This window comes from Thalassospiraceae bacterium LMO-SO8 (assembly GCA_031655335.1).
Lineage (GTDB): Bacteria > Pseudomonadota > Alphaproteobacteria > Rhodospirillales > Casp-alpha2 > UBA1479.
Genome location: CP134226.1, coordinates 1,825,307 through 1,851,412, shown reverse-complemented (window position 1 = coordinate 1,851,412; position 26,106 = coordinate 1,825,307). Strand labels below are relative to the sequence as shown.

The window sequence follows — 26,106 nt, the reverse complement described above, 5'->3', positions numbered from 1 at the left end:
GTAATACGCGAGGGGATGGAGCGTGAATATGAAAATCTACACAGCGATGGTCATCATTAGTGAGAACGATGACGGAAAGGGCGGCGCCGTTCACACAGTCGATGTAATCGAGCACGGAGACTATTTTTGGCTCGTGCCAGAATGGCTCGACCTCCAAGGAAAAGGAGTGAGTAAGCCAGCGCGAATAGTAAGCCTGAAGACAATCCCTCATGAGCGCGGCGAGGGCGATCCGGAGTTTGTTGTATCCGACCCAGTGCCCAAATCTGTCTTTGATGGCCGCGCCCCAGAGGAATTAGCGAAACGGTATATAGTGATTGAATCCCCGGAAATTGTTGTACCCCGGACGCACTAACTGGCTCTGTCATCCTTTTCCCTCAGCTTCCTCGGCTTCGGCGGCGTGTTCAGCATGCGCTTCAATACCTCGTCGCGCTTCGCAGCCGCTTCTTCCTCGGTGAGTTCGTCTTTCTGATCTTTGGTGGTGTCTGACATGTCTGATCCCAATGAATCGACAGAGGAAGAGTTCTACGAAGCAATCGGGGGCGCCATTATAATTTGGCAAAACGTGGAACGAGAATGCGGGCACTTGTTCGCCCACTTCCTTGTGTCGCATAATGGTCTTGGCGCATCCGGCGTATTCTACCACATCAAAAATCATTCAACTCGACTGCAACTTCTAGATATCGCTGCGCGGTTTCTTTTCGCTACTCATGATCGCGACGACATGCGCGACGAATGGAAACTTCTATCTGATCGCATCAGAGACGCGTCGGGCCTACGGAATCGAATTGCTCACTTCACTGTTGACGAAGAATTGACAGCGACGGGTTGGAAATTCTGGCTAAAACCGCAGCCTTGGGACCTTAGCCAGTACGACCCTTTAAACGCGGATAAATCTCTAGCGAAGATGAAATCCAAACCGCTCACTTATAGTCAGATCAATGCAGCAACAGACCAGTTCAGAGAACTGGCCACTGACTTAGCGGTCTTCGCTGGGCACGTATTCGCACTGATCGCGCCTCAAGGCGACGGACAACCTTAACCGTTAATCTTTTGGCGTCTTCGGCTGTAAGATTCAGAGCGTCGTCATCTAACAAAACGTCTTCTACCGCTTCTCGGATTTCCTCGAAGCTAGCGCCGGCCTGTCGCTGGTCCTTTTTCATCGAATCGCTCGTTCAGTCAAGTATATAATTAGGTATATTATCTTATTATCGGTATATATGAAAAATTAACCATTACCTTGGTTTCCGGTGCGCCCGCCGCCGCGTCACCTAGGCCCGGCCTTTTCTGACGGTTCGGACAACCTGAGACAACGACGCAAACCAGCGGACAACGCTTGCGAAAACCCGCAATGAGCCCCCGTCCGAACGGCAATCACGCCGTCCGACAAGGAATTCGCGCGCGTTTCGAACAGCGTCAGGCAAACCGCTTCGCCCCGTCGAAATGCGCCCCACCATTTCGCAAGGAGACGGAACGTGATTTCCCCCTTCAAACTGAACGCCACCCTGGGCCGCGACTACAACGCGGACCTGGACGACACTCTGCGCATCAAGAAAGCCTTGAAGAAGATCGGCTTTTTCGAAACGCCTTCTTATGGGATGACGGAATTTCCCGACGAACCCTTGTTCAAAGGGATCGAGAGGTTCCAGGAGCAATACAATCTTCAAAAAGACGGCATCATGAAACCCGATGGGGAGACCGCCGCGACTTTGGGCGCCGTCTTGGCCGAGAAGGACCGTCAAGCAGCCCTAACCGCGAACGGAAAAACAGGCCTGACTCAATCCACACACGCCATGGGCACCAACCCCCTCGGCATGAAACGTGCCACAACCAGCAACTCAGCACCGAAAACGAACAATGCCGACAATTCCTTTCAGTTGGCGTCGTTAACACCTAAGACGTCGGCCTCAGCATCGGCAACTGGCCCATCGAAGCCAAATCCGCCCCCTGAGAACGGCGCGATTCCAGAGACGGGAGACAAACAAGTCGCCGCAGCGATAGCGGCGCCTCTAATTCCGGTGCTTCCAGAAATTTCCTCTGCCGTTGGCGCTCTTCTTGGTATCCTTGGGCTTACCTTGCCGCTTAAAAGCGATACGTCTGAAGACGAAGAGCGAAAGCGAAAGTGTGAGGAACAAGTAGCCGAGGATGAAGAAATCTGCCGGCAAATTGCGGCCAAACACGGGCCACGAGCGGCTGAAAGGTGTTGGGCTTCATCGTTGCTAAGATACGGCAATTGCCGCGTTGGCCGCCCAATACCGCCACTTGATCGAGGAACTGATTGATTGTCTGAAGGTTACGAGTTGATCGCGCGAGTGAAAGGAGCGGACGGAGAAACAGCTCCGTTCACCCTTGCCGTCTCGGAGCCGCAGCAACGCTCTAGCGGTGAGTACGCCTGCACGATCTCTTGCCCCTTGTTCTCTTTCGACGGGAGAGATTTCCACGGCCAGAACGCACGTCAAGCCGTCGCCTTATGCCTTTGGCTGGTCCAAGACCAACTGCGCCATCATCAAATGACGATCATAGACGCGAATGGAGCATCTATAGACCTGCCCATCGACCGCGATGCGGTCCTGCCAAAATCGTCGGACGACAATCCCTTATGAGCCTGAGTGGACTCAAGCCTCCGTTTCTCAAACGTATTTCGCTGTTACCGGAAAAGGCAGATCGGGAGACTTTTCCATTCACGAGGTTTCCTGATCTGCTTGCCGACGATTTCTCTCTTGAGTTTCCCAAAGTCGTTACCCTTTTCGTGGGGGAGAACGGTACAGGGAAATCGACAATCCTCCAGGCGATTGCCAAGCTCTGCGGTTTCGCGACGGGCGGCGGCGACATCAATCACCAGCTGCATTATACCGCAGACACGACCGACACGACCCTTGCCAAGGCGATCCGGCCGTCATGGCTGCCGAAGGTTTCGAAGGGCTTTTTCTTCCGTGCAGACACATTCGCCGATGTCGCACGTTACATTGATGATGAGGGCAGCCCCACCACGCCAGGAGGGAAACTCGGCCACCGCAGCCACGGCGAGTCATTCATGGATGTGTTTTCCAATCGGTTTGGAACGTCCGAGCGGTGCATGTATCTGTTGGATGAACCGGAAAACGCTTTATCGCCGATGCGCCAGTTGGAATTTCTTCGACTGCTCCGCTTCTGGGAAAACTCGGGAAACGCCCAGATAATAATCGCCACCCATTCACCGATCTTGATGAGCTATCCAGACGCGGACATTCGCGAATTCAACGGTCAGACAATCGACCCCATCAGCTTCGATGACATTCAGCATGTCCGGGTGCTGCGTGGTTACCTTGCCAACCCCGAGCGCTATCTCAAGGAACTATTCGCCGACGAATAATGAGGATTTTGTGGCGCTGCGCCGCGTTGCCATCCGCTGCCATTCCCAACACCCAACAAAGCCATATCTGGCGCAAAAGGGCGGCGGAGTGGATAGCGTGCGGGGGCTTTAAGTTGTTGAGATTTAGCGGATTTCGGATTTAGCGGATTTGGAACCCAAGAGTTCGGAGGGCAGCGCTCTATCCAGCTGAGCTACGGGTGCCTCTATGGCGCGTCGCGCCATCGCATCGGGGCGGACCATACGCCGAACCCTTGCCTGCTGGCAAGCATTGCGCGCCTTCGAAATCATCGGCAGACTTCTCTCATATAACGGCCCGAGCCGCCCGAATAAGGCGGCCATGGCCCTGATCCTTGGGAGGACCACGCGCATGAAACAGAGCCTGATCAAAGCCGCCCTGGCCCTAGGCGCCGCCGTCGCCGTTCTTGCCGCCGCCCCCGCCGCCCGGGCCGCCGGCGAGGTGAAGATCACGCCCTTGGGCAGCCATGCCGGCGAGTTCTGCCGCTTCGACCGCGCCCTGATCCTGGAGGATCCGGACGGCACGCGGCTGCTCTACGATCCGGGCCGCACGGTGGCCGGGGCCAAGGACCCGCGCCTCGGCAAGATCGACGCCATCCTGGTCAGCCACATGCACGGCGACCACGCGGGCGACCGCCACCTGCCGGCGCCCGAGGCCGGGACCTGCGCCAAGCCCGATGTGTCGGCCAAATCGACCCCCAACACCAACGCCGCCAACATCGCCGTCGCCACCGGGGCCAAGATCGTCACCGGGTCCGAGATGCCGAAATTTTTCGCGGGCAAATTGAAGGCGCTGGGGGGTGATCCGAAAAAGTCGGTGCTGGTGCGCTTCGGCGCCTCGACCAAGGTCGGCGGCGTCACCATCACCACCGTGCCGGCCGCCCATTCCAACGGCATCGCCGGGGCCATGGTCGACGGCGAACTGGGCAAGATGCTGGATGCGGCGGGACTGACCGCCTATGCGGGGCCGCCCACGGGCTATGTTCTGACCTTTTCCAACGGCCTGGTCGCCTATCTGTCCGGCGACACGGGCGTGACGGCGGAACAGGAAACCGTGGTCGGCGGCCACTACAAGGCGCAGCTGGTGGTCATGAACATCGGCGACACCTACACCACCGGCCCCATGGAAGCGGCCTATGTCATCAACACCCTGATCAAGCCCGCGGCGGTCATCGCATCGCATGCCAACGAGACGGGCACCGAGGACGGCAAGGTCGTCGGCAAGCGGACCCTGACCTTCATGAAGGCGGCCAAGGTGCCGGTGCATGTTCCGCTGAGCGGCAAGACCATGTCGTTCGACGGGGCCGGCAAATGTATGACCGGCTGTTGACCGCTAGGGAGATTTCATAAGCACCTGGGCCGCCCGCCTGTCCGCGCCGGACGGCAGGGGGGCCTGGGCGTTTTCGATCCAGGCGAGGATGTCGCGCCACACCACCTCGGCCTTCAGGTCGCGCAGCAGCATGTGATAGCCGCCGTCATAGAGCGCAAAGGTCTGGCGATCCTTCGCCGCCGCCGGCAGACGGCGCACCATCTCGAACATCGGTTGTCCGGGAATGATGTCGTCCTTGCCGCCGTAAAGGATCAGCGCCTTTTCCGAGAACGCGGGGGCCGCCGCGAGGGCCTGGTCCATGAGCCCGACCAGGCCGTAAATGGTTTCGACCCGCGTGCGCTTGATGACCCGCCAGTCGCGGCCGAGGGCGCGCAGCATCTCGATGTTGTCCGACGGCTGAATGTTGAGCCCCTGGGCCGTCAGGCGGAAAGTCGGGATGGTATGCGCCGTGACCCACAACCCCGCCCGTTCGTACCAGGCCATGGCGGCGCGGCCCCACACGGCGGGGGCGGACAGGATCATGCCGTCGGCATCGGGCCGCGTTTCCGCCGCACCCGCCCCGGCGGCCAGGGCGACGGCGCCGCCCATGCTTTCGCCCAGCACGTAGACCGGCACGCCCGGATGGGTACGGCGCACCAGGGCCGTGAAATCCGCGAGGTCGCGGACATAGGCCGCCGTTCCCGCCCACAGGCCGATGCCGACGCCGTCGCCGAAGCCGCGCTGATCATAGGCGTAGGAGGCGATCCCCCGGTCCGCCAGCCAGGCGCCGGGCGCGGCGAAGAAGTTGGAATAATCGTTGAACCCGTGCAGCGCCACGACGACGGCCTTGGGCGGCCCCTTGGGCAGCCACGAGCGCACGGTCATGCGGATGCCGTCGTGGGCGACGAACCAGTCCATCAGGAAATGGGGCTTGGTGACCGCCGGTCCCGCCGGATAGGTCCGCGGCACGGCACAGGCCGCGAGCAGGCCGCAAAGCGCGAGAACGATGAGACGCCGCACGGCGCGACGGATCATTGCCCGGCGGCCTGCCGGCCGCCGTCCGTGGGGCCGCCGGACGTCAGGCGCAGGAACACGTCTTCCAGCGCCGCTTCCTTGGTCGACAAATTGGTGATGACATAGCCCGCGTCCTGCATGGCGGCGATGATCTGGCCCGAGTGAGCCTGCGACGGCGGGTAGGACACGGAAATCTGCCGGGGCGTGGGCAGGGCCGTGCGGAAGGCGCCGAGGGCGTCGGGAACATCGGTGATGTCGCGGTCGACGGTGATCAGCATTTCCTTGGAATCGAGGCGCGCCAACAGCGCCGAGGTGTCGTCGCAGGCAACCAATTCACCATGGTTGATGATGGCGACCCGGTCGCACAGCGCCTGGGCTTCCTCCAGGTAATGGGTGGTCAGCAGGATCGTCGTGCCGCGCGCGTTGAGGTCGCGCATGGTGACCCAAAGCTGGCGGCGCAGTTCCACGTCGACGCCCGCCGTGGGTTCGTCCAGGATCAGCACCGGCGGCGAGTGGACCATGGCCTTGGCGACCAGCATGCGCCGGCGCATGCCGCCCGACAGCGACCGGGCATAGGCGTTGGCCTTGTCCGCCAAGCCCACGGCGGCGAGAATTTCGTCGGACCGGCGGCGGCTGGCCGGCACGCCGAACAACCCGGCCTGGACCTCCAACAGTTCGCGCGGCGAAAAGAACGGGTCCAGGTTCAGTTCCTGGGGCACCACGCCGAGCGCCAGGCGCGCCGCCCGCATGTCGCGGTCGATGTCGTGGCCCCATACCCGGGCCTCGCCCGAGGATTTGATGACCAAACCCGACAGAATGTTGATGAGCGTCGATTTACCCGCCCCGTTGGGACCCAAGAGGGCGAAAAACGAGCCCCGGGGCACGTTGAGCGAAAGATCCTTGAGCGCCGCCACGGTCTGGCCCGTATCCCCGGGCACATTGCCACCGCGCCCGTAGACCTTGCGTAAATGGCTGATTTCCACCGCGAATTCGGGCTGGTTCCGGGCGGTATCGGACGTTCGGACCGTCATTGGCTCCTCGGGAGGGCACCGGCACGCCGGGCCAAGTCGGCCGGCGACGCCGGAATGATGCCGCTACATATTGATTGTCGGGCCGCAATCGGTATCATCCGCTCAAGCTCAGGGTCAACGGTCATGGCCTGACCCGGGCGGACAGGAACAGCGGATCAAGGGATACGACATGGACCCGGAAGAACCCATCTACGTGGACACGCTGATCGTCGCCTGCGACGGAGGCGGCGGGGCGCTGGGCCACCCCAAGGTGTTCCTGAAGTTCGACGAAGAGGCGGAGATCGTCTGCCCCTATTGCTCGAAACGCTATCTTCTCAACCCTGACGCACCGATCGCCAGCCACGGCCACTAGAGCCTGTCATCTTGATGCGGAATCGCTCCGAACACCCTCATTCGGACGCCATCATCCGGCGTCGCCGTGGCTTGGCCGCTGGATAGACGATCGGGCACCAGAACCGCGCGGTCGTGCCTTGCCCGCGTTCGCTTTCAATAATGAGATCGCCGCCGTTCAGGCGCGCCAACGCCCGCGCCAGGCTGAGCCCGAGCCCCGTGCCCTCGCTCGCCCGGTGGGAGCCCGCGCCAAGTTGAACAAAGGGCTCGAACACCTGATCCAGGTCTTCCGCCGCGATGCCGATGCCCGTATCGGTCACGGAGACCACCAGTCCCCGGCCGTCTTCGTAGGCCGCCGAAACCGATACCCGGCCTTCGGCCCGCGTGAATTTCACGGCGTTGGACAAAAGGTTCAAAAGGATCTGCTTGAAGTGCCTGGGATCGGCCGAGGCAGACGGCAAATCGTTCGGCACCGCAGCATCTAGGGTGACCCCGCCGCGGGCGGCGCGTTCCGCGACCATCGACATGCAAACATCGATTTCGTGGCCGATGTCGATGTCTTCCGGCGACACCTGGACGATCCCCGCCTCGACCTTCGACACGTCCAGGATGTCGCTGATCAATTGCAACAGGTGCTCGCCCGAGCGTTTGATGTCGCTGATGTATTCCCGCGCCGACGGATTGGCGAACTCGCCGTGAACCCCGGCCAAAAGCGCGTCGGAAAATCCGATAACGGAATTCAGTGGCGTGCGCAGCTCGTGGCTCATGTTGGCAAGGAACTCGGTCTTCGCGCGGTTGGCCAACTCGGCCTGCTCCTTGGCCTCGCGCAGCTGTTGTTCGGCAAGCTTCAGATCCGTGATGTCGAAGAACGTGAGCGCGATGCCGCCTTCGGGCGTTTTGGTTTCGTTCAGCACGTAATAACGGCCATCGGCGAACCGGCGCACGATCTCTCCGTCCTCGGGGTTCTTGTGGCGCGCGACCCGCCATTTGATGAACTCCTCCTCGCGGCCCACCGCATCCGGAATATGCCCGCGCCTCACATTGGCGCGCAACACATCCTCGTAGGTTCCGCCCTCGGCCATGACCTCGCGCATGGCCGGATTGATACTGATCGCCCGTTCGTTGGCGATCACAAGACGGTCGTCGGCATCGTAAAGGGTGAAGCCTTCGCTCAAGCTTTCCACCGCCTGGCGCAGGCGGTTCTCGCTCTCCGCCAGCTTCCGTTGCGCCAGCTTGCGCTCGGTGATGATCTGCGCGGTTCCCCTGTATCCCCTGAACGCGCCCTTGCCACTGAAAACAGGTACACCGCTGACACTCCAGAAATGGGACTGCCCTGTCGAATCGACGTATTCGTATTCGAAGTTCTGGAACGGTTCGTGCGCGTCCAAGGTTGCCTTGTGACGGCGCCAGATGTCATCCCTTTCCGGATCGCCGCCGGCGATTTCCCAACGCGTCTTTCCGATCATCCGTTCCGGATCGTACCCAGGCACGGTGTCGCCACGGGCGTAAACCTGCTTGTAACGGTGATGTTCGTCGAGTTCGAACAACCAATCGGATGCCGCCTGGGAAAAGTCGCGAAACTGTTCCTCCCGGTCCAGCAGCGCCTCTTCAGCCTGCTTGCGACGCGTGATATCGGTGCCGATGGCGCCGACGCCGGCGATGCCGTCCAGGTCATAGATCGGAAATTTGACCGTCAGATAGGTGACGGGTCCGTCCGCGGTCTCGAAAATTTCTTCTTCCTCGACCGCCTGACCGCTTTCGATGACGGCCCGGTCATGGGCGACGAAGGCGTCGGCGACGGCCTTGGGAAACAGATCGTGGGTGGTCTTGCCGATGGGATCCTCGGGATTCCCGAACAGGCGTGCGGCGCGATTGTTGATCAGGACGTAGCGGCCCTCCACATCCTTGATGTGGATCTTGGCCGGCGAATTCACGGTGATCGCCTGCAACAAGGTCTGGGTGCGGCGCAGTTCGGCGGCCTGGAACCGCAGATCGGCCTTCAGGTGATCGATGTCTTCCGCCGTCGGCGCATCACCGGCGTCTCCGGCGGCGCGGCCGCGCCGCGCAAACCAGACCATCAGGACAGCAGCCGCCACGGCGCCCGACAGCGCCGCGAGCAGCAAGGGACCGATGTCGAACATTGGCGACGGAACCCCCCGGATACTCACCCAATCCGCGTGTCGCGGTCTTAATTATTGGCCGGCGGGATGCTCTCCTTCCCGCGACGGCGCAAGTCTAACATCGGTGTTAAATCGATTGCGAGCGGCCAAAAGTCATAGATAACCCCTTCATGCCCACCCCCCCACCGGGCTATAACAAGGGGCGCGCCGCCATGGCCCGCCCAGCCAGCATTCCGATCCATCAAAACGGACCCCCATGACCGATCAACGCGAACATGTCTTTCTGGTCGACGGCTCGGGCTTCATCTTCCGTGCCTATCACGCACTGCCGCCGATGACGGCGCCAGACGGCACGCCGACCAACGCGGTGTTCGGATTTACCAAGATGCTGATGAAGCTGGTCGAGGACACGGAGGCCGATTTCGTCGCCGTCATCTTCGACCGCGCGCGCAAGACCTTCCGCAACGATATCTATCCCGAATACAAGGCCCACCGCCCGCCGGCACCCGACGACCTGATCCCGCAGTTCGAGTTGGTGCGCAAGGCGACCGAGGCGCTCAACGTGCCGGCCATCGACATGGAAGGTTTCGAGGCCGACGACATCATCGCGACCTACGCCCGCCAGGCGCGGGAACGGGGGGCGGAGGTCACCATCGTGTCCTCCGACAAGGACCTGATGCAGTTGGTCGACGACAGCGTGGTTCTGTTCGACGCCATGAAGAACCGTGAGATCGGCCCTGACCAGGTTATGGAAAAATTCGGCGTCGCGCCGGACAAGGTCATCGATGTGCAGGCCCTGGCCGGCGATTCGTCCGACAACGTGCCGGGCGTCGCCGGCATCGGCGTTAAGACGGCGGCGCAGTTGATCGGGGAATACGGCGACCTCGACACCTTGCTGGCCCGCGCGGCCGAGATCAAACAACCGAAGCGCCGCGAATCCCTGCTGGAACAGGCCGACATGGCGCGTATTTCCCGCGACCTGGTGACGCTCAAGGACGATGTGCCCGTGACGCACACCATCGACGACATGCGCAAGAAGGCGCCGAATGCGGAAACCCTGCTGACCTTCCTGCGTGACCTCGGCTTCAAGTCCCTGGCGACGACGGTGGAAAGCCGCCTCGGCACGCCCGCCAACGGTGGCAACGGCGCGGCGGCGGCGCAGTCGCCGGCGGCCCTCGCCCCGCGGTACGAACTGGTACAGACGCTCGACCAATTGCAGCCCTGGATCGACGCCGCCTATGCCACGGGCATCATCGCCGTGGACACGGAGACGGATGCCCTCGATGCCATGGGTGCGGGCCTTGTCGGCGTGTCGCTGGCGACCGAGGCGGGCCGCGCCTGCTATATCCCACTGGCCCATGTATCGTCCGTGCCCCAGGGGCAGTTGGACCTGGGCGACGGGGACGGCGGCGGCGGTGACAGCGCGCCGGAGCAGATTCCCCTGAAAGCTGCCCTCTCGGCGCTCAAGCCCATGCTGGAAGATCCGTCGATCCTGAAGGTCGGCCAGAACATCAAGTACGACATCCAGGTTCTTGGCCGTTACGGCGTCGAAGTGTTTCCCGTGGACGACACCATGCTGCTGTCCTATGTGCTCGACGGCGGCCTGCACGGCCACGGCATGGACGACCTGGCCCGCGATTTCCTGGATTACGACACCATCAAGTTCAAGGACGTCGCCGGCACGGGCAAGGCCCAGGTATCGTTCGACCGGGTGCCGCTCGACAAGGCATTGGATTACGCCGCCGAGGACGCGGACATCACCCTTCGCCTGCACAACCTGTTCAAGCCGCGCCTGGTGGCCGAGCACATGGTCACGGTTTACGAGACCCTGGAACGACCGCTGATCCCCGTGCTGCGTGACATGGAACGGCGCGGCATCAAGGTCGATGCCGGGGTGCTCAAAGGCTTGAGCGCCGATTTCACCGCGCGCATGGATGGCCTGGAAAGCGAAATCCACAAGCTTGCCGGCCACGAGTTCAACATCGGATCGCCCAAGCAATTGGGCGAAATCCTGTTCGACGAAATGGGCCTGGACGGCGGCAAGAAGACCAAGACCGGGGCCTATGCCACAGGGGCCGAGGTGCTCGACGACCTGGCGGCCCAGGGCCATGAGCTGCCACAGAAGGTTTTGGACTGGCGCCAGTTGGCGAAACTGAAAAGCACCTATACGGACACCCTGGTCGGCGAGATCAATCCCAAGACCGGGCGCGTCCACACCAACTATGCCCAGGCCGTGGCGGCGACCGGCCGATTGTCATCGAACGACCCCAATTTGCAGAACATCCCGATCCGGTCCGAGGAAGGCCGGAAAATCCGCACCGCCTTCGTCGCCGACAAGGGCTTCACCCTGATGTCCGCCGACTATTCGCAGATCGAACTGCGCCTGCTGGCCCATGTCGCCGACATCGACAGCCTGAAGCAGGCGTTCCACGCGGGCATCGACATCCACGCCCTGACGGCAAGCCAGGTGTTCGGCATTCCGGTCGAGGGCATGGACCCCATGGTCCGGCGCCGCGCCAAGGCCATCAACTTCGGCATCATCTACGGCATTTCCGCCTTCGGCCTGGCGCGTCAGCTGGGCATATCGCGGGGCGAGGCGGGTGAGTATATCGACGCCTATTTCGAACAGTATCCCGGCATCAAGGCCTATATGGAGCGAACCAAGGAGCAGGCCAAGAAACAGGGCTTCGTGGAAACCACCTTCGGGCGCAAATGCCATGTTAGGGGCATCAACGACCGCAACCCGAACATGCGGGGGTTCGCCGAGCGCGCCGCCATCAACGCGCCGATCCAGGGCGGTGCCGCCGACATCATCAAGCGCGCCATGATCCGCCTGCCCGACGCCCTGGCCGAGGCGGGGCTGAATGCCCGCATGCTGTTGCAGGTCCATGACGAATTGATCTTCGAGGTCCCCGACGCCGAGATCGAGGCGACCCGCGACGTGGTCCGCAAGGTCATGTCCGGCGCGGCGCATCTCAGCGTGCCGCTCGACGTCGATATCGGCACCGGCGCCAATTGGGACGAGGCGCACTGAGCCGTCACAGGGTAAAATTCTCCAGTATGTGATTATTTTCCTTTACACGACCGCCAAACCGGGGTACATCCCAGGGCAATGAACGACACCTGTGCGCCCGCTTTTCAGCGGGCGTTTTTTTGTTCGAGTCGCGCGCGGCCACCGGCCCCGCGCGCTTTTGCGTTTCAGGAGAACATGATGAGCGAATTCGAACGCGCGGCGGCCCTGCCGCCGGCGCCGAAGACATATGACGCCGCCGGTTCCGGCGACGCCGGGCTCGACGCCTCCCCCACCGGCCCGGACGAGATGAAGACGGGTTTGCAGAATGGTCTGGCGGGGGTCGGCGGCACCGACGGGTTCGGCGGCTTCGGCCGCTCGTTCCTAACCGATGCCGTCGGCCGCGGCCAAAGCAACACGCCGGAAGACGTATTCCAGGCCTCTTCGTTCCTTGCCGCGAACGGTCTCCTGCCGGCAGCCACGCGGAACGCCGACGAGGACTTCCTGCGCGGGATCGAGCAGGGCCAGAAACACCTCAACGGCCTGGCCGGCGGCGGCCTGTCGGTCGACGGCATCGCCCGTCCCTGGGGCCCCACGGAAATTCTCAGCCAACGGGCCATCTCGTCGGGTAGAATGAAAATGCCTGCCGCCGAGCCCGCTCCTCTGTCCATTTCCGCGACCTCTGTCGGCACACCATCCCCGCCGAAGCCGGTGCCGTCCCTGCTCGCGGCGGCGCCCGAAGACCGTCCATCCGCCGCCCCGCAGATCGCTGCAAGCGGCACGAAGGACATCCGCCAACCGGCCATGTCGCGTAGTTCCGGGATCGGACCTACGCCTCTTGGTGCGCCCGCCGCGGGTCCCGCCATTACACCGCCGCCTGTTCCCCTATACAGAAAACAAGTTATCAAAGGGCAGAAGGATGAATGGCCCAAGCAGCACGACGCCTTCACCCGCCTGCCCGGGCTTTCGGGATCGGAACATCGCGCCTACATGGAAATCTTCGCCGCCGAAGGCGGTGGGAACGTCAATCCCTCCAACGGCGCCACCGCCGGCATCACACGCACGACGCTGAACGACCTGATCGACCGGGGCAAGGTCACGGGAATTCCGAAAGGCACGGAGCCCAAGTCACTGGACAAAAACGAACGAGCCCAGGTCTACCGCGCCTATTTCGACGACGCCCTCGGGACGGTGGGCGGTAGCGCCGCGCTGCGCGGTGTGGGCGACCCGGAAACCGCCGCCGCCTTCGGCGACACCCTGTTCCGCCATGGCAGCAAGGGCGGCACAGAGATCGTGCAACGGGCCTTAAACGCGGCCGGGACGGCTCCGGTCGCCGTGGACGGCGCCATGGGTCCTGCCACCTATAGCGCACTCCGGCGGGCGGCGGGCGATCCCGCGATGCGGGCCCGGTTCCTCAACAGCCTCGCGGACGAACGCAAGCAAGCCGTGCGCCATGAAGCGACCGGGCGGAACGAGCACGCCCGCTTCGATCACTTCCGATTCCAGAAGGCGCCGTGATCGTCAGGGTCGAAATGTTCGTACAGGACCCGCCATCGCCCGCCTTCTCGGCGGAGTACGTAGGAGAAGTCTAGGTCCTGCCGTCCGCAGCGGTCTGGAGGGCAGCCCTCCCCGTACTGTTTCGTCGGGTCGTCCCGCGTGGCGGTGACACACTTTTCATCGGGCACACAATCCCACCACTCGACGCGCAGCGCCAGATCGCCAGGCTGCCATGGTGGCGGTTTGTCGTCCAGACGGACCCAGGCGCCCACATGACCGGTCCAAGCAGGGATCATGGCTTGCGTCAAAACCCGCTGCTCGACGATCCGGAACTTGGCGATTGCCAGTCCGGCAAGGCCCCGGTTCACCTTACCGTCCAGATAGACGGTCGTATGCCCGACGGCCCGGCACAGGCCAGCCTCGCTCCACCGCTGACAAGCCTCCAGTGTCTTGATCGCGCACAGCGGCGTCAATGGATTGCCGACACAGCCGTCGGCCTTCCCCGTGGCGTAGGGCAGAACCTCGAAGTCGTCGGCGGCGCGGGCCGGGCCGCCAAGGGCCGTGAAAAAGAACAGCGCCGCTGAAACCAAGTAATACATTCTTGAAGTGTATTCGGAATTCTGGCCGGTTCAAGACAGACGGCGCCATGGGCCCCGCCACCCATAGCGCACTCCGGCGACCGGGCGGAACGAGCACGCCCGCTTCGATCACTTCCGGTTCCAGAAGGCGTCCCAGAAGGCGCCGTGATCGTCAGGGTCGAAGTGCTCGTATAGAACCTGCCATTTCGCCCCCACCCGCCGCAGCACGTAGGTGTTATCGATGTCCGACCGCGTGCAGCTATGGTCGGGTGGACAGCCTTCACCGTACTGTTTCGTGGGATCGTCCCGCGTCGGGGTCACGCATTTGTCGTCCGGGGTGCAGTGCCAGAACTCCAGCCGCACGGCGAGGTCGCCCGGCCGCCAAGGTTCATATTGGATGCCTTCCATCACCCACAGACCGACGTTGCCCGTCCAATCGGGGATATCGCCCGGTTCCAGAGGGCGCTGATCGACGATGCGGAGCTTATAGATGGCCAGCGCGCCAAGGCCGGCGAAGCCGCCGTACACATATTTGGTCGTGTAGCCGATCGTGCGGCACAAATCCCGCCTGGCCCAGGCATGGCAGGCCCAGTACGTCTGGATGGCGCAGAGCGGCGTCACCGGGTCGCCGACGCAGCCGTCGGGCGGCTGCGCCTTGAGCGGCAGGATGGTGAAATCCTCCGCCGCCATGGCGCGAGGCGGCAGGACGGCGACGGCAAGGGCGACGAGTGGTATCAGAAACAGGAAACGCATCCTTGAAGTGTAGCCGCTTTTGCGGCCGCTTCAAGGCAGCACGCGCGCGTCAACCGGGACACGGCATACGGAGCGCCCGCGCCGCCCCCATCTTCCAGAAATTTTGGCACGGCCCTTGCTTCGGCTTTCGAGGGGACGACCCGCGCGCCCGCGCGAAAGCATAGGAGGACAATCATGAAAATCGATAACGTCGCCAGCATCTTGCTGCCGCAGAGAACCGACAAACCGGCGGCAGACGACGCCGGGTCCGGGTCCTTCGCCGAGATGATGGCCGCATCGGTCGCGTCCCAGAGCGGCGACGAAACCGGCCTGCCCAAGAGCGACCTGGATATCGTCCGCGAGAAGGGCTTCACCGCCTACGCGAAAGAGGTCGAGGAACGGAAGAGAGAAGAACTGCGCGAGAAGATTCTCAACCGCATGGGCCTCACGGAAGAAGATCTGAAGAAAATGCCGGCCGAACAGCGGGCCGCCATCGAGGACCTGATCGCCCAGGAAATCCAGCGCCGCATGCAGGCCAGCGCCGAATTGGAGAATGACAAGCCCGGCCTCCTCGGTGACGCGCCGGATCTGGCCCGCGACATCGCCGACACCTCCGGGACGGGCAGCGCCGGATCGGTTCTGCTGGCCGCGATGGAAGCCCGCGATGCCCCGGCCGATAATCCGGCGGCCGTCGCCGACAAATCAAAGGACGACGAATAAGTCCGGAAACCGCCACGAGGCGCCGCCACGATCCCAGCCGCCGCGACCCGTTGGCCGGAAACAATTGCCGCCTGGTTGGGAAAATTCTGCCCAACCCGGAAAAATTTTCCCAGTATTTGGACCTCGCCGGCACCACCCGGCGAGGTCTTTTTACAACCCCACCGCACGTGGGGTTGCCTATTCGCACGCACCCCGGCACCATTCAGGAAATTCTAATTCAGCATGGAGAGAATGGGGATGCTGAGGCACGATATCCTTGCGCGCGTCTGTCTGCTGGCCGCCGGGTTGGCGTTCGCCGCCGGGCCCGCCGCGGCCGGGGCGGGGCACAGCCACAATACCGATGTGGCGCAGGCAAAGGCCCCGGAAATCACCATCGGCGCCAAGCCCGTCGCGGGCAAGATCATCATGCTGATGGGCGTCGGCGGATTTTCCGGCGGCAATGTCGCGGTGTTGCCCGGGCCGGACGGTCTGCTGATCGTCGACGACAAGCTGGAGGCCTTTTCGGAGAAGCTGGTGGCGGCGCTCAAGCCGTTCGGCGGCGGAATGCCCCGGTTCGTGCTCAACACCCATTGGCATTTCGATCATACGGGCGGCAACAAGCGTTTCGCCGAGGCGGTGATCATTGCCCACGACAACGTGCGCAAGCACATGGCCGTGGATCAGGAGTTCAAGGCCCTGGGCAAGACGATCCCCGCCTCGCCGCCCGAAGCCCTGCCCGACGTCACCTACAACGATCGTATGACGGTTCATTTCAACGGCGAGGAAATCCAGCTTCTCCACCTGCCGGGCGGCCATACGGACGGCGACACGGTGGTCTATTTCAAGACGTCCAACGTCCTGCATCTGGGCGATCTGTTCTTCAACGGCATGTTCCCCTTCGTCGATGTGGCCCACGGTGGCAACGCGCTCGCCCTGGCCCGCAACATCCGCGACATCACCGGGCGGTTTCCCGCCGACGCCAAGATCATCCCCGGCCACGGACCGCTGGCGACCATGGCCGATCTCGAGGCCTATCTGGACATGCTGACGTCGACCACGCTGTTCGTGCAAAGCGCGGCCATGGAAGGCAAGGACCTGAAGACCATTCAGGCCCAGGGCTTTCCCGAACAATGGAAGAAATGGGAATGGCCGTTCATTTCCCAGGCCATGTGGATCGAGTTGATCCACCAAAGTCTGAACAAGTGATGGCCGGCATGTAGCGGGCGTCGGCGGTCAGGCCGCCTGAACGTCCGCCCGGGCCGTGCGCGCGCGCAGCCGCGTCTTCATCCAGGCGGCGGCGCGATAGGCCAGCAACAGGCCGGCGATGCCGCCGTAGACCAGGGGTTCGATCTGAAAGCCCTTGCGCATCATGAAGAAGTGGACCGGGGCGGCGATGGCGGCGAGGTAAACCAGCTTGTGCAGGCGCTGCCAGTTGCGCCCACCCAGTTTCTTGACCATGGCCTTGGGCGACGTGACGGCGAGGGCCGTCAGGATCACCAATCCCAGCATGCCGACGGTGATGTAATTGCGCTTCAGGATGTCCTGCCAGATGGCGGCCCAGGCGAAATACTGGTCGAGCGCCACGTAGCTTGAGACATGCAGCAAGGCATAGAAAAACGCGTAGAGCCCCAGCATGCGGCGAAACCGCATGACCAGGGCCAAGCCCGTGATCCCCCGGACCGGCGTCACGGCAAGGGCGATCAGCAGAAGGCGGATGGCCCAATCGCCCGTATAGCGGTTGATGAATTCCGCCGGGTTCGGCCCGAACTGGCCAGTCAGGCCGAGCCACACCAGCCACCCGACCGGCGCCAGCGCGGCCACGTGGACCAAAGGCTTGATGACCCAGGTAAGGCGGGTTTCCTTGTTCATGACATCATCCTAGCGCAACCGGCGCCGATCGGGCACCGACGCGGGCCTCACCCAGACTTAGAAGAATTTCTTGAGGTCCATCCCCGCGTAGAGGCTTGCGACCTCGTCCTCATAACCGTTGAACATCAGGGTCGGCTGGCGGATCGGCAGGCCGAATACGTTGTTCACGCCGATCTTCTTTTCCGTGGCCTGGCTCCAGCGCGGATGGCTGACGTTGGGGTTCACGTTGGAATAGAAACCGTATTCGCGGCCGTTGGCGATCGACCATGACGTCGGCGGTTCCTTCTCGACAAAGCGCATGAGCACGATCGACTTGATGGATTTGAAGCCGTATTTCCACGGCACGATCAGGCGGATGGGGGCGCCGTTCTGGTTGGGCATGACCTGGCCGTGCACGCCGACCGCAAGCAGGGTAAGCGGGTTCATGGCCTCGTCCATGCGCAGGCCTTCCTTGTAAGGCCATTCCAAGTACGGCCGGCGCTGGCCCGGCATCTGATCCGGATCGAACAGGGTTTCGAAATAGACGTACTTGGCCTTCGACGTGGGGTTCAGGCGCTGGATCACCTTGGCCAGCGGCACGCCCAGCCAGGGCACGACCATGGACCAGGCTTCGACGCAACGGAAACGATAGACCCGGTCCTCGATGTCCTCGGCCTTGATCAGGTCGTCGATGTCGTAGGTGCCCGGTTTTTCCACCGCACCCTCGACCTTGATGGTCCAGGGCGTGGTCTTGAGGCTGCCGGCGTTGTCCGCCGGGTCGCCCTTGCCCGTGCCGAATTCGTAGAAATTGTTGTAGGTGCTGACGGCCTCGAACGACGTCGGTTCCTGGCCCAGGACCTGGGCGTTGTATTTCGGATGGGGCGTGCCGGCGAGGGCCTTGCCTTCGGCCGGGCGCCAGGCGGCGTCGGCCTGGGCCGGCAACCACATGGGCATGGTCGCCGCAAGGCCGCCGAAGCCAAGCGTCTTGAGCACCCTGCGGCGGTCTTCGAACACGTCTTGCGGCGTGATCTCGCTGGACGGGATGGGATGGCGGGGGCGCTGGCGAATAATCATGGCGGGTTTCCTTCCGGGGCGTCTGCGTCGATATCCCGCGCGCGAGATGGGCGCCGGGCAGGGGTCGTGCGGTCTTTCTGGTTCCGCGAAGAGTATAGGCCGGGAAGGTGCCGACCCAATAAGGCGAAGGCGGGGCAGGGCCGTCACATCTTCGCGAGGGTTTCGCGAGCGCCCGGCCAACTGGGGCGTTCCCATCCGCCGGAAAGCGGTGTAGGAGAAACCACCATGCGCACGCTTTATCACCTGTGGATGTCGCCCTTTTGCCGCAAAGCCCGAATCTTCCTGGGCGAAAAGCGGCTTGAGCACGAACTTCGGATCGAGAATATCTGGGAGCGCCGCGAGGAGTTCCTGGCGCTCAACCCCGCGGGCAACGTGCCGGTGCTCGTCGAAATCGACGGCACGGCGATTTCCGGGGCGGACGTGATCTGCGAATTCCTGGATGAGGTCCACGACGACCCGCCCCTGATCGGACGCACGCCGGTGATCCGGGCCGAGGTCCGCCGCCTGACCAACTGGTTCGACGAGAAGTTCAATCGCGAAGTCACGGACAATCTGGTCGGCGAAAAGCTGCTGAAGCGGTTCCTCGGCCAGGGCGAGCCCAAGGGGGCCCGCATCCGCGCCGGGCACGCCAACATCCATATGCACCTGACCTATCTGTCGTTCCTGGTCGAGCGGCGGCGCTGGCTGGCCGGTGACGATTTTTCCATGGCCGACGTGGCGGCGGCGGCGCACCTGTCCTGCGTCGATTACTTGGGCGACGTGCCCTGGGAGGACCATCCGGAAGCCCGCGACTGGTACGCGCGGGTCAAGTCGCGGCCCAGCATGCGGTCCGTGCTGTCCGACCGCATGCCCGGCTTTCCCCCACCCCGCCATTACGCGGATCTGGATTTCTAACGCCTCGGCGGCGCGCCGTCGGGTTTCACGTCCATGTTTTCGATATTCTGGCGCGCCGGTCCGGCCGCGGCGCTGTCGGGCATGGCGTTCAGGATTTTCATCCAATCCGCCCGGGCCCCTCGATCATCGCCCTTCAGCCGCCGCAAGATGCCGCGCTCCAACAAAGCCTCCGGATTCGCGGGGTCGAGTTCCAACGCCGTGTTGGCATCGGCCAGCGCATCGACCGCCCGGTCCAGGAATCTTCGGGCACTGGCCCTGAGCGCATAGGCGTCGGCGCGCGACGGTGACAGGTTGAGCGCCGCACTCAGATCCGTATCCGCCGCGTCATAATCGCCCCGCGCCGCCCAGGCCTGGGCCCGATCGACCAGCAGGTCCGGATCGCCGGGCCGAAGTGCGATGGCCGAGGTGAAGGCCCGCGTCGCGTCCTCGGGCCGCCCTTCCAGCAACCAAGCCTGACCCGCCTGATCGAACAGCCCGGCCTTGACCTGTGGCTCTTCGATGGAGATCTGGGCCAGGCGTTCCAGGCGTTTGGCCGCTTCGCCGTACTGTTCAAGTTCGATCAGGGCCACGGCCGCGCAATGATCGGCGGCATCGCCGCCGCCCAACGAACGCCAGCCGATGGCCGTTTCAAACCCTTCCTGGGGCCGCTTGCGCGCCAGGATCATGCAGCGCTGATATTCCGCCGCCTGGGCCGCATCCGATCTTGCGCCGGGCGAGGTCGCCGGCTTCTGGCCGAGCAGATCCTTGGCCGCCGCCGGCGAAAAAGAACCGGCGGCGGTCAGGATCAGCATCAGGCCCACGAACAGGCCGCGGCGGGCATGGCGACGAAGAATGGGCAGGCCCCCTGGCATGACGGTCTTGCTCTGGTTATAACCGAACCCGCTTATAGGGGGCATTCCGCCTCCTTGTCGACCAGGGCCGTACGCGCATGACCAACCTGTTCTGTTTTGGATTGGGCTTCAGTGCCCTGACCTTGGCCCGTGACCTGATGGCCGAAGGCTGGACCGTGGCCGGAACCTGCCGCACCCCAGGCAAGCAGGCGAAGCTGCGGACAATCGGGATCGACGCCCATGTGTTCGACGGCACGGCCCCCCTGGACGCCGACGGAGAGAGCGCCCTGGCCCGTGCGGATCACCTGTTGATGTCCATCCCGCCCAGCGCCGAAGGCGATCCCGTGCTGATGCATGCCGGACAGGCCCTTGACCAGGCCGCCGGGCACATCCACTGGGCCGGATATCTCTCGACCACCGGGGTTTACGGCGACACCGGCGGCGCCGTTGTCACCGAGGACAGCCCCCTGGCCCCGACCTCGCCCCGGGGTGAATTCCGCGCCGCCGCCGAAGCCGCCTGGCGGGCGTTCGGCCGCGCATCGGGCCTGCCGGTCCACCTCTTCCGCCTGGCCGGGATCTACGGGCCTGGGCGCAGCGTGCTCGACCAGCTGCGCCAGGGTACGGCGCGGCGCATCGACAAGCCGGGACATCGGTTCTCCCGTATCCATGTCGCCGATATCGGGGCCGTGCTCCGCATCTCCATGGCGCGACCGAATCCGGGATCCGTCTACAACGTCTGTGACGACGAACCTGCGCCCCAGGCCGATGTGGTCGCACACGGCGCCATGCTGCTGGGCTTGCCCGCTCCCGACCTTCTGCCGTTCGACGCCGCGGCCGAGACCATGTCGCCCATGGCGCGAAGCTTCTGGCGCGACAACCGGGTGGTCAGCAACGCGCGCATCAAGGACGACCTGGGGACGGTGCTGTCCTATCCCACTTACCGCGAAGGGCTGGCCGCGATCCTGTCGGTGGAGAATTGAGGCGCGGCCGTGGCGGCAAGTTGAAATTTTAAGATTCCTATATACGGATTATTTTCCTTGACTTGAGCAGGCCGCTCGGCTAAGGTCCCTTCCATCGACAGGGCGACCTGTGTCCGCGCTTCGGCGCCGGCCCGCTCCGACGATCTTTCCATCATTCGATACGGCCGCCCGGCCCCGCCTGACCGGCGCTGTCGCCGCAGGCGCGCCTCCTTCTGGAGACACCCCATGACAACGAAACAGATCGCGCCGCGCGCCCAACGCGGCGGCGGCGCGCACACCGCCTTCAACCGCCAGGCGCTCATCGATCAGCTGACCAGATCCGACGGCGGACTGGAGGACATTCTGGCCAAATCGCCCCGCGACCTGACCGAGGCAGAGATCCGCCAGATTGCAGAACGCCGGCTCGCTCTGCCCGCCGGGACAGAGAAAGAAACCCTCGACCAGTTCGAGCGCGCGTTCTACGACGACGCCTACGGCACAGACCCGGCGGATGCCGATGAGACCGGCCGCCTCCTGGCCCCGACGGCGCGCCGAACCATTAACGGGACTCCTGTCCCCGCCCGCACCATCGACGGCATGGACCTCACCCGCGCCGTCGGGCGCCTGGCGGAGCGGGTTGCCGACGTCGCGGAAACCCAGGGGTCTCGGGATGCCGTCCGCTTCCTGCAGCGGGGCCTGACCATCCTCAATCAGGCGGCGACGGCGGCCCAAGGCGCCGGCGCGGACCGGGCGCCGGCCCCGGGGCCGATGTTCCAGGACCTCAAGGACGACGGCGACCCCGGGCCCAAGACCCGGGCCGCCCTGCGCACGGCGGCGGCGCGGCTGGGGTCAGCCAAGATCGAGGAGGCCCTCGCCCTCGGCCGCTTCGAAGCCGCCCTGCGCGGCCTGGCCGGCGGCGCGTCGCCGGACGGTCTTCGCGCGGCCACCTCCGCATCCTTCGCCGAATTGTTCCGCGACCCCGCGGCGGGCGATCCCCAAACCCCGACCGAGGAAGGCGAGAGTCTCCAGATGTCGGTCAACGACCTGGGCAAGGTTTTGCTGGGGCCGCGCGGCTTCACGGCGCTGCGCGAGGACGGCATCATCGGGCCCAAGACCGAGGCGGCGCTGATGCGCGTGCTCAGGGCCGCCGGCCCCCGGCGGCTGACGGAAACCATGGGCCGCAACCTGGGTTTCTTCCTGTTCGAGCCGCCCAAACCGGGCCGCCGGTCGCTGCTGCAATCGGCCGCCACCGCTCAGCCGGGTCAAAATTTTGACAGTGTGTAGGATTATATTCTTGACACAGTCTGCATGATCTGCCATAACCAATCCAACGAACGGGCGAGGTGCGTCTGCGCCCCCGGACGTTTCAATCCCACACCTTAAGGAGACCCAGATGGGGAGCATGGAAAGCGGCCCGGTCTTGCCGCCGGCACCGCCGGCCGGTGACGACGACACGCCCGCCGGCCTGCCCGGCCGCGGCGGTTCCGACGGCTTCGGCGGGTTCGGACGGTCCTTTCTCAGCGACGGCGTCGGCCGCGGCCAAGCCAACAAGCCCGAGGACGTTCATCGCGTTTCCGGCTTCCTTGCCGGGAACGGCATCCTGCCCGCGCCGACGGACACCGCCGACGAAGACTTCTTCCGCGCCGTCGAGAAGGGCCAGGACCGGCTGAACGAACTGGCCGGCGGCGGCCGGCGCCGCGACGGCATCGTCAAGCCCTGGGGGCCGACGGAGGTTCTCGGCCAGCGGGCCGTGTCGTCGGGACGGATGAAGGCGCCCGATGAACCCAAGGCCCGCATCGATCTGCCGCCGCCCTATACCGACATTCCGCCGCCCGGCCCGGCCGCGCCGCCCCGGCCGAAGGATGACCACCCCGCCAGCTTCCGGGACCAGATGCAGGATCTCCTGGACCTCCTTGCGAAGCGGAAGGTGGAATACATCATTCCCGTCGGCCCGAACGGCAAACCGGACGACCGGAACGCGGTCAACCTTCGTGACGACACGCTGGAACGCTTGACGCGCATTTTCGACAACCTCCTGAGCGTCGGAACGTTGCTCAAAGCGCCGACCTTCTTCGAATCGACCGTCAAACCATCTCGGGATAACGACGGCGGCGCCTGACGGGATATAATCAGGGTCATACTCCCACCGCCCGGGACCGGATTTATGAAACATTGGGACAGCCGCATACCGTGGGCCGGCCGCCGCTTCCAACGATTTGCACGGCGCGCGGCCCTCGTCGCCGTTCTGGCCATCATCCTCCCGGTTTTGGGATTTGGTGGATACTATTCATACCAAGTCATCAGAACCGAATCGGAAAGCGGCGTCTTGGCGGCGGAAGGCGCCCTCATCGAAAGCTTCTATTTGGTTGCCCATACGTCGGACCACGGCGACCCGGCGTTCAAATACCCGGCCCGGAAATGGGGCGACATGGTCCCTGTCTATTTTCATCCATCCATGCCCGCCTGGCACCGGCGGATGAGCGAACATCAGATCAAGATTCTGTCCCGAATTTCCGGCATCCAATTTCAACGAACGGATACCCAGGATGCGGACCACGGCCTTTCATTCTTCTATGCGGAGGACGGCAGGTCCGTGGCGCAGATGGCGCGGGATTTCGGGGTCGACGCGGACCGCTTGCGACTGGCGACCTGCTTCGCCACGTACGAACCCGGTGCGGACCGCAAAATCGCCTGGGGAATCGTCGTGTTCCGCCGTCCGCCGGAAGAGCGGAGAACCCTGGCCTGCATCGTCGAAGAAACGGTTCAGGTCCTCGGCCTCGAGGCCGACCGGGCGACCTACTTTCCCACGGTCTTCACCAACGATCAGGCGCGCCCCGCGGCATTGTCCCTGAACGACATGATCCTGCTGCGCACGCTCTACGATCCCACCATTAAGGCCGGGATGTCGCTTGAGGAAACCCGGCGGCTTGTCCCCGGCATCATCCGCCGCTTGGTGACCGGCGTGAAGGCCCGGGGCGAACAGGCCCTCTATCAGGACTGACCCCACCGCGCCCGAGCCGGGCCGCCGGTCGCTGCTGCAATCGGCCGCCACCGCTCAGCCGGGTCAAAATTTTGACAGTATATAGGATTATATTCTTGACACAGTCTGCATGATCTGCCATAACCAAGTCAACGAACGGGCGAGGTGCGCCTGCGCCCCCGGACGTTTCAATCCCACACCTTAAGGAGATCCCGATGGGGAGCATGGAAAGCGGCCCGGCCTTGCCACCGGCACCGCCGAGCGGTGACGACGACACGCAGGCCGGCCTGCCCGGCCGGGGCGGTTCCGACGGCTTCGGCGGGTTCGGACGGTCCTTTCTCAGCGACGGCGTCGGCCGCGGCCAAGCCAACAAGCCCGAAGACGTTCATCGCGTTTCCGGCTTCCTTGCCGGGAACGGCATCCTGCCCGCGCCGACGGACACCGCCGACGAAGACTTCTTCCGCGCCGTCGAGAAGGGCCAGGACCGGCTGAACGAACTGGCCGGCGGCGGCCTGCGCCGCGACGGCATCGTCAAGCCTTGGGGTCCGACGGAGGTTCTCGGCCAGCGGGCCGTGTCGTCGGGCCGCATGAAGGCGCCCGATGAACCCAAGGCCCGCATCGATCTGCCGCCGCCCTACACGACCATTTTGCCGCCCGGCCCGCCCAGATCGAAAGACGACCAGCCCGCCGCCTTCCAGGACAAGATGCGCGAGCTGATGGACCTTCTTGCCAAGCGCCGGGTCGAATTTTCCATTCCGGTCGGGCCGGACGGCAAGCCCGACGATCCGCGGGCGGTCAATCTTCGCGACGACACGTTGGCTCGCATGACCCGAATCATCGACAACCTGTTGAGCATCGGAACACGGCTGCAAGCGCCAACGTTCTTTGAATCGACGGTGAAGAAACGTCAGAATGACGACGGCTGGATCTGAAACGCTATACTCCCGCCACCGTATCGGCTCGACTTCGGACGTGCTCCATGACACCAAAAAGCAAAGGTACCCCTCAGGCCGCCCGTCGTTTTCAGCGCTTCGCGCGCCGGGCATCGCTTCTCGCCATCCTCGCCATCCTCGCGCCGATCCTGTGGTTTTCGGGAAACTACGCCTATCAGGTCATTCGGACGGATCGTGAAAGCAACGTCCTGGCGTCGAAAGACGCCCTCATCGAAAGCTTCTATCTGGTCGCCCATACGTCGGATCTTGTCGACCGGTCCCATAAGCTTCCGCTCAACAAGTGGGGAGCGGACGTTTCCGTGTATTACCATCGGACTCTTCCAGCCTGGTACCGGCAGCTGACGGAACGTCAGTTTGCAATCCTGTCGAAGTACACCGGCATTCGGTTCCATGAGACCAAGCGTTTCGACCAGAACGTCGGCATATCGGTGTTCTATGCGCCCCCCGGCACATCAGCAGGCGAGATGGCGCGCACATTCGGCATCGACTACGACCGGATAAGACTGGCGACCTGTTACGCGATTCATGAAATCGGTGACGATGGCTTCATCGCCTGGGGTCATATCGTCTTCAGCCTGCCAGAGGGCGAACGCCAATCGGAATCGTGCGTCGTCGAGGAATTAGTCCAAGCCTTGGGCCTGCCCGCCGACCGGGCGACGTATTTTCCGACGATTTTCTCGGACACCCGCGCGCGGCCGGTCACACTTCCACTGAATGACAGAATCCTCCTGCGCGCCCTCTACGATCCGGCGATCAAGACCGGCATGACGATCGAGCAAACGCAGGACCTGATCCCCGGCATCATCCGCGGACTGGCCGCCGGCGTGAAGGCGCGGGGCGAGCAGGCACTCTACCAGGACTGATCCATTTCGCGCCCGAACCGG

General features: G+C 63.6%; 27 protein-coding genes. 18 read left to right on the top strand and 9 right to left on the bottom strand.

What is annotated here, in order from left to right; genetic code table 11:
- Positions 1-28 precede the first annotated feature (28 nt).
- On the top strand, positions 29-352 hold the full coding sequence (locus RJ527_08950; protein WND77859.1) for a hypothetical protein: 324 nt from the start codon (positions 29-31) through the stop codon (positions 350-352).
- Here RJ527_08950 and RJ527_08945 read toward each other — a convergent pair.
- Positions 349-489: a hypothetical protein gene (locus tag RJ527_08945; protein ID WND77858.1), complete on the bottom strand. Its 141-nt coding sequence runs from the start codon at positions 487-489 to the stop codon at positions 349-351. The genes RJ527_08950 and RJ527_08945 overlap by 4 nt on opposite strands.
- Here RJ527_08945 and RJ527_08940 point away from each other — a divergent pair.
- The 5 genes from RJ527_08940 (at position 488) to RJ527_08920 (ending at position 4,694) form a co-directional block, all read left to right on the top strand.
- Positions 488-1,039 carry a hypothetical protein gene (locus RJ527_08940; GenBank protein ID WND77857.1) on the top strand — a complete coding sequence of 184 codons (552 nt, stop codon included), beginning with the start codon at positions 488-490 and terminating at the stop codon, positions 1,037-1,039. The two genes, RJ527_08945 and RJ527_08940, sit on opposite strands and share 2 nt — an antisense overlap.
- Before the next feature lie 433 nt (positions 1,040-1,472).
- The gene (locus RJ527_08935) at positions 1,473-2,279 is read left to right on the top strand and encodes a peptidoglycan-binding domain-containing protein (GenBank protein ID WND77856.1); all 807 of its coding nucleotides are present in this window, start codon (positions 1,473-1,475) and stop codon (positions 2,277-2,279) included.
- Positions 2,280-2,600: a hypothetical protein gene (locus RJ527_08930; GenBank protein ID WND77855.1), complete on the top strand. Its 321-nt coding sequence runs from the start codon at positions 2,280-2,282 to the stop codon at positions 2,598-2,600.
- Positions 2,597-3,349, top strand: coding sequence for an AAA family ATPase (locus RJ527_08925; protein ID WND77854.1), 753 nt, complete (start codon positions 2,597-2,599; stop codon positions 3,347-3,349). The genes RJ527_08930 and RJ527_08925 overlap by 4 nt, the downstream gene beginning before the upstream one ends.
- Before the next feature lie 367 nt (positions 3,350-3,716).
- Positions 3,717-4,694, top strand: coding sequence for an MBL fold metallo-hydrolase (locus RJ527_08920; GenBank protein ID WND77853.1), 978 nt, complete (start codon positions 3,717-3,719; stop codon positions 4,692-4,694).
- Positions 4,695-4,697: 3 nt separating this feature from the next.
- Here the strand turns inward: RJ527_08920 and RJ527_08915 are convergent, their stop codons facing one another.
- Both RJ527_08915 and RJ527_08910 read right to left on the bottom strand, forming a co-directional pair.
- Complete coding sequence (locus RJ527_08915) at positions 4,698-5,708, bottom strand: alpha/beta hydrolase (protein WND77852.1); 1,011 nt, start codon at positions 5,706-5,708, stop codon at positions 4,698-4,700.
- Entirely contained in the window at positions 5,705-6,718 is a 1,014-nt protein-coding gene (locus RJ527_08910) for an ABC transporter ATP-binding protein (protein WND77851.1), read from the bottom strand. The genes RJ527_08915 and RJ527_08910 overlap by 4 nt, the downstream gene beginning before the upstream one ends.
- Before the next feature lie 169 nt (positions 6,719-6,887).
- Here RJ527_08910 and RJ527_08905 point away from each other — a divergent pair, with 169 nt between their 5' ends.
- On the top strand, positions 6,888-7,070 hold the full coding sequence (locus tag RJ527_08905; protein WND77850.1) for a zinc-finger domain-containing protein: 183 nt from the start codon (positions 6,888-6,890) through the stop codon (positions 7,068-7,070).
- 37 nt (positions 7,071-7,107) lie between these two features.
- Here RJ527_08905 and RJ527_08900 read toward each other — a convergent pair whose 3' ends face one another.
- Positions 7,108-9,189, bottom strand: a complete 2,082-nt coding sequence (locus RJ527_08900) for a PAS domain S-box protein (GenBank protein WND77849.1) — start codon at positions 9,187-9,189, stop codon at positions 7,108-7,110.
- 235 nt (positions 9,190-9,424) lie between these two features.
- Here RJ527_08900 and polA point away from each other — a divergent pair, with 235 nt between their 5' ends.
- Together polA and RJ527_08890 are read left to right on the top strand one after the other, a co-directional pair.
- Positions 9,425-12,202, top strand: coding sequence for a DNA polymerase I (polA, locus tag RJ527_08895; GenBank protein ID WND77848.1), 2,778 nt, complete (start codon positions 9,425-9,427; stop codon positions 12,200-12,202).
- Between the two features lie 177 nt (positions 12,203-12,379).
- Positions 12,380-13,696, top strand: coding sequence for a hypothetical protein (locus RJ527_08890; protein WND77847.1), 1,317 nt, complete (start codon positions 12,380-12,382; stop codon positions 13,694-13,696).
- On the opposite strand, the gene RJ527_08885 is transcribed toward RJ527_08890, so the two are convergent.
- Together RJ527_08885 and RJ527_08880 are read right to left on the bottom strand one after the other, a co-directional pair.
- On the bottom strand, positions 13,669-14,274 hold the full coding sequence (locus RJ527_08885; GenBank protein WND77846.1) for a hypothetical protein: 606 nt from the start codon (positions 14,272-14,274) through the stop codon (positions 13,669-13,671). The two genes, RJ527_08890 and RJ527_08885, sit on opposite strands and share 28 nt — an antisense overlap.
- Before the next feature lie 108 nt (positions 14,275-14,382).
- A complete protein-coding gene (locus RJ527_08880; GenBank protein ID WND77845.1) occupies positions 14,383-15,006 on the bottom strand; it encodes a hypothetical protein in 624 nt (207 codons plus the stop codon).
- A 174-nt stretch (positions 15,007-15,180) separates the two neighbouring features.
- On the opposite strand from RJ527_08880, the gene RJ527_08875 reads away from it, so the two are divergent.
- Positions 15,181-15,705 (top strand): hypothetical protein, encoded by a 525-nt coding sequence (locus tag RJ527_08875; protein ID WND77844.1) that lies wholly within the window; start codon positions 15,181-15,183, stop codon positions 15,703-15,705.
- A 237-nt stretch (positions 15,706-15,942) separates the two neighbouring features.
- Positions 15,943-16,890, top strand: a complete 948-nt coding sequence (locus RJ527_08870) for an MBL fold metallo-hydrolase (GenBank protein ID WND77843.1) — start codon at positions 15,943-15,945, stop codon at positions 16,888-16,890.
- A gap of 27 nt (positions 16,891-16,917) precedes the next feature.
- On the opposite strand, the gene RJ527_08865 is transcribed toward RJ527_08870, so the two are convergent.
- Together RJ527_08865 and msrP are read right to left on the bottom strand one after the other, a co-directional pair.
- Entirely contained in the window at positions 16,918-17,553 is a 636-nt protein-coding gene (locus tag RJ527_08865; GenBank protein ID WND77842.1) for a protein-methionine-sulfoxide reductase heme-binding subunit MsrQ, read from the bottom strand.
- A 57-nt stretch (positions 17,554-17,610) separates the two neighbouring features.
- On the bottom strand, positions 17,611-18,606 hold the full coding sequence (gene msrP, locus RJ527_08860) for a protein-methionine-sulfoxide reductase catalytic subunit MsrP (protein WND77841.1): 996 nt from the start codon (positions 18,604-18,606) through the stop codon (positions 17,611-17,613).
- 225 nt (positions 18,607-18,831) lie between these two features.
- On the opposite strand from msrP, the gene RJ527_08855 reads away from it, so the two are divergent.
- Positions 18,832-19,500 carry a glutathione S-transferase family protein gene (locus RJ527_08855; protein ID WND77840.1) on the top strand — a complete coding sequence of 223 codons (669 nt, stop codon included), beginning with the start codon at positions 18,832-18,834 and terminating at the stop codon, positions 19,498-19,500.
- On the opposite strand, the gene RJ527_08850 is transcribed toward RJ527_08855, so the two are convergent.
- Positions 19,497-20,396 carry a tetratricopeptide repeat protein gene (locus RJ527_08850; protein ID WND77839.1) on the bottom strand — a complete coding sequence of 300 codons (900 nt, stop codon included), beginning with the start codon at positions 20,394-20,396 and terminating at the stop codon, positions 19,497-19,499. The two genes, RJ527_08855 and RJ527_08850, sit on opposite strands and share 4 nt — an antisense overlap.
- Before the next feature lie 32 nt (positions 20,397-20,428).
- Between RJ527_08850 and RJ527_08845 the strand changes: the two genes are divergently transcribed.
- The 6 genes from RJ527_08845 (at position 20,429) to RJ527_08820 (ending at position 26,085) form a co-directional block, all read left to right on the top strand.
- Positions 20,429-21,310 carry an SDR family oxidoreductase gene (locus RJ527_08845; GenBank protein ID WND77838.1) on the top strand — a complete coding sequence of 294 codons (882 nt, stop codon included), beginning with the start codon at positions 20,429-20,431 and terminating at the stop codon, positions 21,308-21,310.
- A gap of 225 nt (positions 21,311-21,535) precedes the next feature.
- On the top strand, positions 21,536-22,573 hold the full coding sequence (locus RJ527_08840; protein ID WND77837.1) for a hypothetical protein: 1,038 nt from the start codon (positions 21,536-21,538) through the stop codon (positions 22,571-22,573).
- 118 nt (positions 22,574-22,691) lie between these two features.
- Complete coding sequence (locus tag RJ527_08835; GenBank protein ID WND77836.1) at positions 22,692-23,408, top strand: hypothetical protein; 717 nt, start codon at positions 22,692-22,694, stop codon at positions 23,406-23,408.
- Between the two features lie 207 nt (positions 23,409-23,615).
- A complete protein-coding gene (locus RJ527_08830; GenBank protein WND77835.1) occupies positions 23,616-24,290 on the top strand; it encodes a DUF2927 domain-containing protein in 675 nt (224 codons plus the stop codon).
- A 203-nt stretch (positions 24,291-24,493) separates the two neighbouring features.
- Positions 24,494-25,201, top strand: a complete 708-nt coding sequence (locus RJ527_08825) for a hypothetical protein (protein ID WND77834.1) — start codon at positions 24,494-24,496, stop codon at positions 25,199-25,201.
- Positions 25,202-25,248: 47 nt separating this feature from the next.
- Complete coding sequence (locus RJ527_08820; protein WND77833.1) at positions 25,249-26,085, top strand: DUF2927 domain-containing protein; 837 nt, start codon at positions 25,249-25,251, stop codon at positions 26,083-26,085.
- Positions 26,086-26,106 lie beyond the last annotated feature (21 nt).